At 68.6% G+C, this 9,524-nt stretch carries 6 protein-coding genes and 1 pseudogene; 4 read left to right on the top strand and 3 right to left on the bottom strand.

Features of this window, described 5'->3' with window-relative positions; genetic code table 11:
• The first annotated feature begins 288 nt into the window (after positions 1-288).
• On the top strand, positions 289-1,692 hold the full coding sequence (locus GT045_RS21915; protein ID WP_161335173.1) for an NAD(P)/FAD-dependent oxidoreductase: 1,404 nt from the start codon (positions 289-291) through the stop codon (positions 1,690-1,692).
• Positions 1,693-2,255: 563 nt separating this feature from the next.
• On the opposite strand, the gene GT045_RS21910 is transcribed toward GT045_RS21915, so the two are convergent.
• A complete protein-coding gene (locus GT045_RS21910) occupies positions 2,256-2,804 on the bottom strand; it encodes an SMI1/KNR4 family protein (protein ID WP_161335172.1) in 549 nt (182 codons plus the stop codon).
• 265 nt (positions 2,805-3,069) lie between these two features.
• Between GT045_RS21910 and GT045_RS21905 the strand changes: the two genes are divergently transcribed.
• Positions 3,070-3,252, top strand: a complete 183-nt coding sequence (locus GT045_RS21905) for a hypothetical protein (protein ID WP_161335171.1) — start codon at positions 3,070-3,072, stop codon at positions 3,250-3,252.
• Positions 3,253-3,987: 735 nt separating this feature from the next.
• The gene (locus GT045_RS21900; RefSeq protein WP_161335170.1) at positions 3,988-4,896 is read left to right on the top strand and encodes a hypothetical protein; all 909 of its coding nucleotides are present in this window, start codon (positions 3,988-3,990) and stop codon (positions 4,894-4,896) included.
• Here GT045_RS21900 and GT045_RS21895 read toward each other — a convergent pair.
• Together GT045_RS21895 and GT045_RS38995 are read right to left on the bottom strand one after the other, a co-directional pair.
• A pseudogene (locus tag GT045_RS21895) lies at positions 4,859-5,533 on the bottom strand (transposase); the annotation flags it as partial. The gene GT045_RS21900 and the pseudogene GT045_RS21895 overlap by 38 nt on opposite strands.
• 721 nt (positions 5,534-6,254) lie before the next feature.
• Positions 6,255-6,668 (bottom strand): hypothetical protein, encoded by a 414-nt coding sequence (locus GT045_RS38995; RefSeq protein WP_202528693.1) that lies wholly within the window; start codon positions 6,666-6,668, stop codon positions 6,255-6,257.
• A gap of 603 nt (positions 6,669-7,271) precedes the next feature.
• On the opposite strand from GT045_RS38995, the gene GT045_RS21890 reads away from it, so the two are divergent.
• On the top strand, positions 7,272-8,630 hold the full coding sequence (locus GT045_RS21890; protein WP_161335168.1) for a hypothetical protein: 1,359 nt from the start codon (positions 7,272-7,274) through the stop codon (positions 8,628-8,630).
• The last annotated feature ends 894 nt before the right edge of the window (positions 8,631-9,524 follow it).

The following is a 9,524-nucleotide window of genomic DNA, read 5'->3' as shown; positions in this document are numbered from 1 at the left end:
CCCGGCCGCCTGGCCCGCAGGCGCGCTGGTCCGGGCGCTACGGACGCTGTCGCACACGGCCCGGCAAGGGTCCCCGACGGCGGCTCCGCTCTCGACAGCGTCCGACGGCAGGTCATGTCAGCCCTCCCGGAGAGACGTGATCGACTTGAGGACATGTAAACTCAAACTCGATTCGAGATCGGTAACTTGTTCTCGACGTGTCGGCGGCCGCCCGGAAGTGCGAGAGTCGCCGGCTCGTCGAGCCCTGTGTCACAGCCGTTCTGAATGTCGACGTGAGGAGCGAGAAGGATGACGAACGCGGAGCCCGAGTCGGGTGCGACGAGCGCGGCACAGCCCGCGTATGCGGCACAGTCCGCATATGAGGAAACCTGCGACGTCGTCGTCATCGGTGCGGGGATGGCCGGGCTGATGGCGGCGACGACGCTCGCCGGCGAGACCGACGTCATCGTGCTCGAGGCTGCGGAACGAGCGGGCGGACGCGTCGAGTCGGTCCGGAAGGGCGACTACTGGATCAACGTCGGGACGCAGTTCACCGAGGGAACCGGGCCGTTGATCGACGCCCTCCATCACCACGGCATCGAGATGGGGTCGCTGGCCGGCAAGGGTGTCGCACTGGCCCTCAACGGTGAGTTGGTCGACACGTCCAACCTGTTCGCGCTCATGTTCCGCACGCGGATGAGTTTCATGGACCAGGTCGGCATGGCCATGGTCGGCGCCCGCATCCTCTCGGCCGTTCCGTTCCTCGAGTCGGACAGCCGCATGGCGAAGCGGGTGCGCGCCAAGCTCGACAGGCGCGTCGCCTCGGACCTGCTGCGCGGCGTCCGTTCCGATGTGGCTCGTGACATGGTCCGATCGTGGTCGGGCCAGTGGATGGGATGCGAGCCCGGGGAAACGGCGGCGACGCAGCTTGTGACGTCCATAGGGATTGCCCTGACGGACCCGGCGAAGGTGCCGAACTTCGCCCTGCCCGTAGGGGGCAACCAGACGCTGACCGACATCCTCGCCGGCGACCTCGGCGAACGCCTCCGACTCCGGTCGACGGTCCGGTCCGTGCAACCGGACGTGGACGGGGTCGTCGTCAACTACTTCGACGCGAACCACCCGGTGCGGGTGCGCGCCAAGCGCGCCGTTGTGGCGGTTCCCAGCGACGTCGCGGCGCAGATCCTTCCGGACCTTCCGCAGAGGTACCGCAACGCGTTCGACGACATCCGCTACGGCCGGTACGTCATCGTCGGCTTCTTCACCGAGGAGGAAGGGCCTCAGCCCTGGGACGACCTACTCGCCGTGTCCACGCCGCAGCTGTCGTTCCAGGCGGTGTTCAACCACGCCGCCGCCACGCGGAAGGGCGGCGCACGGAAACCTGGGGGTGCGTTGGCGTGTTTCGCCGGTGGCGCGGTGGCCGACGACTTGTTCGAGCTGTCCGACGAAGACATCGTCGCTCGGTTCGCCGAGGATCTGATTTCGGTCTATCCCCAGCTCGAAGGGAAGCTCGGCGAAGGGATCGTGAGGCGGCATCGTCGTGTGGTGCCTTTCTGGGCTCCCGGGAGGCGCGCTTCCCTGCCGACGCTGCGTGATCCACTGGGGCCGATCCACCTGGCCGGCGACTATCAGCTGGACATGCCTTCGCTCGCCGACGCGGCGACCTCGGGTGAGAACGCCGCAAAGGCGGTTCTCGCGAGCCTGAGGCACTGACCTCGTCTTCATCGCCCATGGCTCCCTCCACATGGTCGGCACGCTGGGTGAGCTGGCACAGAAGTAGACGGTGGTTCATCCACTCACTTCCGCGGCCGAGGGCGATTCCTCCGCCGACCCGGCCCTGAACGCTTTTCAGGCAGCGGCCGTCTTCATGCCGCCAGGCGAGCAGCTCTTCTTTTACGCGAGGCCGGAAGGCGGTCCGGTTGCCACCACCCGGCTGCGACTGCCCCGCACGAGTCGTGGCCGAGCGGGGCGTCGAGCACGCTCACGCCGACGTGATAGCTGCGCTTGGTGGACCAGCATGGAGAGCTCCCGATGCACACGGTGGAGGTGCTGTTCCTCATCGGACACACGACGGCCCGGTTGGAAGCGCGGTACGGGGGACGGCGGTGTGTGCTGGGCCCCTTCGGCGAAGCACCTTGGGCGAGGGCCACTTGAGGAGGTCCGGTGTCAGTCAGTGGTGACGTAGTAGCGGCACTGCACGAGTAGGTCGAGCGGGCGATCTGTTTGTCCGCCCGAGTTCGCGCCGTGATCCCGGGAGAACAACCCACTTGTGCCGTCTACCCGTTGGTGAAGAGCTCTTCGTTGGTTTCGAAGACGTGCTCGTCCAGGGGCATGTCGGGGAAGTACTCGGACTCGGTCTCTCCCGTCATCAGCCGCAGCAGGAAGGAGGTGCAGGGGCCATCGTGCTGCTCCCATCCGGGGCCGCGACCTTCATTGATCAGGATGGGCCAGTTCTCAGGTTTCTGGCCGGGGGTGGACAAGAAATAGAGGACTCCACCGCCCTCGTCCTCGTAAGCCCATGGGATGAGGCGGGCTTCTTCTTGGTCCAGTTCGGCGGGACGGAGCTCCCCACGGTCCCACAGGAGCTTCAGGGACTCGCGGCACCGACCGTCCATGGCGATCAGGTCGTAGCGGGGGCGCTGGCAACCGGGCTCCAGCAGCCAGACGTTCGCGTCGAACAGGCCACCACCGTAGGTGTTGACGAGTTCCTTGTAGTCCCACGGCAGCTCAGTACCCAGTTGCTCCTCCACGGCAGCCCAGTCCTTGGGGGCGGCCACTTCGGGGGGCGGCAGCAGCTCGGTCAGGCGGGTGAGGGAGGGGTTCATCAGCGTTCCTCGGGCCGGGGTTCGTTCAGGACAGTCACCGTATTGGTCGGGGAACTGGAGTCCAGCGGAGTGACAGCTGCAACGTCAGGATCAGCAAGACGCGGTACGGCCGCTATCAGAGGCGGGAGGACGTCTCGGGCTTCACGACACACATGTCCCTGACCAGATGTCACAGCACCTGCTACTTGAGTGACAATGCTGAAACTCCACCTGTCCCAAGCTCCGCAGCGGACCCCGGAACGGGAGTAGACGCCGGCATCCTCAGGTGAGGTCACGACTTTCGGACCGAACTCCCGGCGCCCGCAAGGGAACAGACTCCAGCCAACGCCCCGGCCGACACCGCTGGACAGCGGTCCGCTTCGAGGCCACCGTGCTGATCGCCGTGATCGCCGTGATCGCCGTGATCGCCGTGATCGCCGTGATCGGCGTGATCGGCGAATGGTCATGACCGGCCTGAGCTGTCGGTTCCACGTGCCATGCCGACCGCGACCAGGGTGAACCGGGCGAAGGAGGGGCACCGATGCGGCTCAGTACTACGGCGCCGACAGCGAGAACGGCGACCGCATCGACGGCCCCTCAGAGGACGCGCTGCTCATGATGATCAGCGACCTCAACGACTCCGACAGCACCTTGGATGTGCCGACGTGCCCACTCCGGCTGATGATCCGGCGCGAACGGACCAGGCCGAGTACACCTGCGAGTCGCTCAAGCGAGGGGATTGCTGCCCTCATGGCCTCGTCAACCGCGTTCAGAGCGTCGACGTAACCAAGCACGAGCTCCCGTGCATCCCCAACCCGTTCCATACGGCGTCACCCCCAGAGCCCGTGGCTGAAGGGATTGTTCCATGGGCCACCGGCATCTCCGCAGGACGGCATTCTGAAACGATCAGTTAGAAGCTCCGGCTCGGCCCGCGGCGGGGTGGTGTCTGTGGGAAGCAGCGATGTCTGTTGGGCCCGCGGCGGGGGTGTGGTCTTCCTGTCTGTCCGTAAGCGGGGGATGCTGTCTCTCTTGCTGTCCGAGGAAGGCGGGGGCTATGGAGGGTTCGGAAAGTCTGGCGTTAGCAGCTGTGCAAGTCATGACGGCAGCGGCATCGGGTGCCGCTACGTCCGTAGGGCAGGCCGTCGGCGACCTGGTGCGCTCTCGGATCGGCGGTTCCGAGCCGGGCCGGACGGCTCTGAGTGGCTTGGAGGAGAATCCCGAGGATCCGGCGCGCGCGGACATACTGCGCGCCACACTCCAGGAGCAGCTCTCGGCCGATCCGGCGTTCATGGGGCAGTTGAGAGGCGCCCTCGCAGGACCGCCGCCCTCCTACCCGCCACATCATGCGACCGGCAGCATCGTCGTCGGGAGCAGCCGGGTGCGGGGCAGCCACTTCTCCCTGGGGCCCTTGACCATCAGTCACACCCGCAACTCGTCCGGATCGTGGTTCGCCATCATCGTCCTGGCTCTGCTGGTGCTGGTCCTGGCGGTGTACGGAGGGGTAAAACTGGTGACCGGAGAGGGCCCGTCGTCGCCCGACAGTGCGCCGGAGACGAAGCGCGTGGTTCTCAAGGACGCTACCCGGACACAGGAAGTCCTTCCTGGTCTGGGCAGTCTGCCCACCGGCTGGTCCGTCAAGGACGGCTCCCCGCGCGAGATGAGCTGCCCGGCAGAAGGCACCGGCTGTGAAGGCACCCTGGTCAGTGCCTCGGCGGAATACATCACCGATGGCAGTCCCGACATCGTCGTGATCGAGCTGCGCTCCTATGGCACTGTCGAGGCTGCCTCCGTCGGCTACCAGGCGATGGCACAGCAGCAGAAAAACCGCGGCGAGAATGGGCTGGACCCGCTCTCCCTGCCTGGCGTGGGCGGTGATGAGTCCATGGCCGTTTCATGGGCCATTCACCCCAACCCGACGGAACCCGATATGACAGAGGCGACCGGAGCGACCTCCGTCCTCAGAGTGGGCACGCTCACCGCCACTGTCCTGCTCCGTGATGAAGGCGCGGGCGGCACCAGCCTCGATGTCCTCCAGGCTCTGACAGCGGCAATGGCAGCCCGCGCCGGCGAAGCTATCACCGGACAGCGACCCACAGCAGCGGTACAGCTCTGACCAGCTGCACCACCGCTCCAGATGATGAGCCATCACTGATGACAGCCATGAGCACGATGGCCAGGCGCGTAAGCGCTCGTAACACGATCACGGACGTGTCTTCTTGAAACGTCTGAAGGAGATCGGTTCCGCAGCACGTCGCGGTGGGCGTTGGAGTCGTAGCCCTTGTCACCGAGCGGGGATTCAGGTCGCGGCGGGGGCGACCGGGGCGTCCCGCGACAGGTGGGATTCCGTCGACCAGGGCGAGGGTCTGGGTGACGTCGTTGGCGTTCGCCGCGGTCGTGATGACCTTCGATGGGGTGCCGCGTCCGTCACGGATCAGGTGGTGCTTGCTGCCTGTCTTCCGCCGGTCGACCGGCGACGGACCGGTGTCGGCGCCCCCTTTTCCCGCGGATGTGAGAGCCATCCACGCAGCCCGTGACCAGTCGAGTCCGCCGGCCGCGTTCAGCTCGGCGAGCAGGACCCGGTGCAGCCGGTCGAAGACCCCTGCCTGCTGCCACCGGTCCAGCCGCCGCCAGCAGGTCTGCCCCGAGCCGAATCCCAGCTCCGGCGGCAGGAGTTGCCAGGGTATGTCGTTGTAGAGGACGAACAGGATGCCCTGCAGACAGAGCCGGTCCGGCACCGGCCGATGACCCGGCGACCGCTCCGGCTCAACAAGATCGTGTTACGAGTCTCAAGGAGCAAGCCCAAAATGGCTCGGTGGAAGCAGGCGTGCGGACCGTGCTGCGGCGTTTCCGAAGGGACGGAGATTCGGGGGAGGAGGATGGGGGCTTATGAGATTGCGCCAAGGGACCTGGTGTGAGTATGAAACGGGCGCTTGGGTTCGGGTACGCTCACCGGTATTGAATCGGAAGTGATCTACCCCGGTGTCCCGGGGAGACATCGTGGGTTCCCAGTGGTATGTGAACGGCGTACCGCGAGGTGACTTCATTCCTGACCCAAACGGTGGGGATCGTGAGCAGGTACGACTTGCAAGCCGTGGACGCCGGCGGTGCGGCGCGGAGTGTTCGGCTCACCCACTCGCAGGCCGAACCCTGGAGAGTCGCGGCGCAAGTGGCGGGTGGGCTGACCTATGAGGGCGAAGGGCAGGATCTCTTCGAGGCTCTTGGGCGAGTTCGTGAGCAGATGCAACAGGACGCTTTGCTGCTTTGTTGCAATGGCTCAAGGCGGAACGCTCGCCCTTCTCCGGCGATGTCTGCAGCTGGCGCAGAGTTCGTGTATCTCATGCCCGCCTATAGGTTGATGACGGTGCGTGATATTCAGCCTCTGTTCGCGCCGGCTCCAGCGGGAAAGGTGGTCGGCGTGAAGGAGCAGACGGAGTATTACGTGACGAAACTGAGTTCGCGGAAGTACCTGATTCAATGGGTGAATCCGATTTCCTGGATCAAACATCTGGAGGCGAGCATCAGGGGTCCGAAGGGCTGGGTACTTGAGGCTTCCGGGCCCGACACGGTCCGCTGGGGAATTGGGCGGCCGCGGTAGGCGAGGAAGGTGCCGCGTGTTCTGCTCCGGCCGGGCGGCAGGAGCGCTTGTCCCTCGGCGATGAGCGTCAGGGCGCGGTCGGTGTCGCCGAGGCCGAGCAGGCATCGGCCGGAGCCGACAGCGAGACCAGCGGGGGATGGGGCGACGTGCGCCTTCTCGCCGATCTGGTTCCGGGTGCCGAGCACGCCGGTGACCCGGTCCGCCGTCGCGCCGCCGGAGACCGGCGCGGAGGGCATCGAGGCCCGGATGGCATCGAGGCCCGGATGGCATCGGCGTCGTCGCGCCTTCACTGCGGAACACCTGGGCGGTCCGCTCGCACCGACCGGCCTCGATGTCCTGCGGGCTCAGGCCCGCGGCCCGCTGGGCAGCCTGTTCGGCGTGCTCGTGGAAGTTGCGCGGGCTGTCCGGATACTGGTCGGGCCGGATGCCGGCGAGGTGGTTGCGGCAGAGCGGCGGTGAAGACGATCGGACGGACCGCGGGGCCGGTGGCCGCGGCGGCCGCGCATGGCCAGAAAAGACGATTTCGGATGGAAGAGTGACTGGTAGAAAAGAGCTGTAGTCGATTTCTGCAATGCCGCGTCCGGCCCGGGTGGTGCCTCCGTACCGGGCGTACCCGCGGCGCCCCGGCCTGCCCCGGTCGCCGTGCCTCCCCGTCCTCTGCCGCCGACCGCGCTCCTGGTCCGGTCGGCGCCCTGCTCGTACGCGCCGTACCCGCCCGCCACCCGACGTCACCGGCGGATCGAGGCGGCTCGCACACCCCCGTGGTACCGCCGGACCCTCTCGTTCGGACTGCCTCTGCGAGGACGGAGTAGGGACCTGCCGCGCACATCGGCAGCCGGGCGTGACCGGCCGGGTTCCTGCGGGCCCCTCGGGAGAAGCGAGGAGGGACCTTCGTGTCACTCCGTCATGGCCACAACGCCGCACTCCGGGGCCTGTTGAGCGAGGCGGGCATGAGCGCTGCGGAACTGGCCAGAAACGTCAATCGCCTGGCGGCCGGCGAGGGCCTGACACTGCGGTACGACCGCACCACCGTCGCTCACTGGCTCTCGGGATCCCGTCCTCGTGATCCCGTCCCCCAACTCGTGGCGGAGGTGCTGACCCGCGGCATCGGGCGGCTGGTCAGCGTCGCGGAGACCGGTCTGGCCGGCGCCCGTTCACCGGCATCCGGCGACGGACCGGACGAGAACCGCGCCGATCCCTTGCTGCGCCTGGTGACTTTGGCCAGGGCCGACGTCGATCCGGTACGCCGTGCGCGGCTGGCGCGCTTGGTCTTCCGCCAGCACGGTGTCCCGGGGACGGACATCCGGGACATGCTCGAAACCCCCGGCCCCGGCTCGCTGCGGGCGGGGATCGGCGGCCCCGACGTGCAGCGGGTCCGGTTCGTGACGTCCCAGTTCGCCGTCGGCTGGCCGCGCTACGGCGGCGGTCACGCCCGCGCGGCCCTGGCCTCCTACCTCGGCGACGACATCGGCCGCCTGCTGGTGCAGCCTGCGCCTTCAGCCGAGCGACGGGCACTGCTGTCGGCGGCGGCCCAACTCGTGCACATCCTGGGAGACATGTCGGCGGACGCCGGCCATCAGGGGCTCGCCCAGCGCTACTACCTGATCGCCCTCGACGTCGCCGCCGGGGCCGGGGACAGCCGGACGCGCGCCATCACGCTGAGGGCGATGAGCGTCCAGGCGGTCCGTCTGTCAGCGCTGCGGTACGCGGCCGACCTCGCCGACGCGGCGGTCACCTCGGCCACGGGGCAGTCCGGTGACCTCCAGGCGTTCGTCCTCGCACAAAGGGCCTACGTACGGGCTGTGGCAGGCGAACGCCGCAGCGCCTACCGGGACCTCGACGATGCCGAAAGCCACCTCGGCTCCTCCGCCGTTCGCGACGATCCCTTCCTCCGGTACCCGAGGGCCGGCTTCGCCTACCGCAAGGGACACGCCCTCCACGTCCTCGGCGACACGGAGCCCGCTCTGGACGCCCTGCGGTACGCGGCGGGGCGGCGCCCCCTCCACGAACACCGCACCCGGGCACTCAGCCAGGCGCGCCTGACACTCGTGCTGCTGGAGCGGGGGCGGGTGGAGGAGGCATGTGACACGGGCCGGCTCTTCGGTGAGGAACATCGCTTCCTGCGTTCCCACCGCTCCTCGCTCATGCTGCGGGAGATACGGGCCCGGCTCACGCCGTACCGGCGGGTGCCCGAGGCAGCGGACCTGCTGCAGCGCCTCGCGGCGCTCACCCGCACGACGCCCGGCCCCTGAATCCCCTCCGAGGAGGCTCACCGTGGCACGCGCGGCGGGGCGCCGGGGAGACGCCCGTCCGATCCATCACCGCGCTACGACCGGCCACTTGTGCGCCCGCGTCCGCAGGCTCGGCGAGGTCCTCGACACCGCGTGCGCGGCGGGCGGGACCGGATGGCGCGCCCCCCGCGGAGCGCGAGGTTCGCGGCTTCTCCCCGCCGGTGGCGAACGAGGGGGCCGACAGGGCCGCATCGACGCGTCACCCGCTGGGACCGGAGGCCACCGGAGCGCGTCCGGTCGCTCCGCCCGCCGGCGACGGTTCGAGGCGGGTCAGGCGGACCCGTCCGAGCCGGCCCCCGCTCCGCCTCCTGCCCCTGACGCCGCCTTCTCCCCGCACGATCGCCCGGCCCGGCCGGTCTCGGACGGACCGGCGTGCGCGTGGCGGCGCGCCCCCTCGGTCGCGGCCGCGCGCAGGGCAAGGCCGGCGACGCGGTCGAAGAGCGGATCGTTCATGGGACCACCCTGTGATCCCGGACCGGTGACCGCACGGTGTGGGATGCCGTCCGGGTGAGGGGGACGCGCGGGGACCGGCGATGGCCGCGCGTTCAACGCGTTCACGCTTCATCGGCACCGTGCGGGTGTGTGCCGCGCACCCCCGGGGAGCCGGTACAGGGTCCGAGGGAGTGCCGCCCGGCGCTCCGCGTGGGTCCCGGGAGCCGGGTGGGGGCGTGGGTGACACGTCGGCACGGCCTCTGAAGGGGTGCGGCGGTGTCCTTCCACCCTCTCCCCGTCGGCGTGACGGAGCGTCCGGAACGGAGTGACGGCCATGACCGTGCGAGCACAGGTGAGCGGCGCGGGACATGCGGGAGCGCGGCCCGGCGATGCGCACCGCACCCGCCGGACGGCGGGCCGCGA

Origin of the sequence: Streptomyces sp. SID486 (assembly GCF_009865385.1) — a bacterium.
Classification (GTDB): domain Bacteria; phylum Actinomycetota; class Actinomycetes; order Streptomycetales; family Streptomycetaceae; genus Streptomyces.
This window is presented reverse-complemented; position numbering and strand designations above follow the sequence as displayed.

Excerpts from the sequence above, each read along its gene's own strand:
- GT045_RS21910 (WP_161335172.1), bottom strand. The coding sequence starts at position 2,804 with ATGAACCCCTCCCTCACCCGCCTGACCGAGCTGCTGCCGCCCCCCGAA.
- GT045_RS21915 (WP_161335173.1), top strand. The coding sequence starts at position 289 with ATGACGAACGCGGAGCCCGAGTCGGGTGCGACGAGCGCGGCACAGCCC.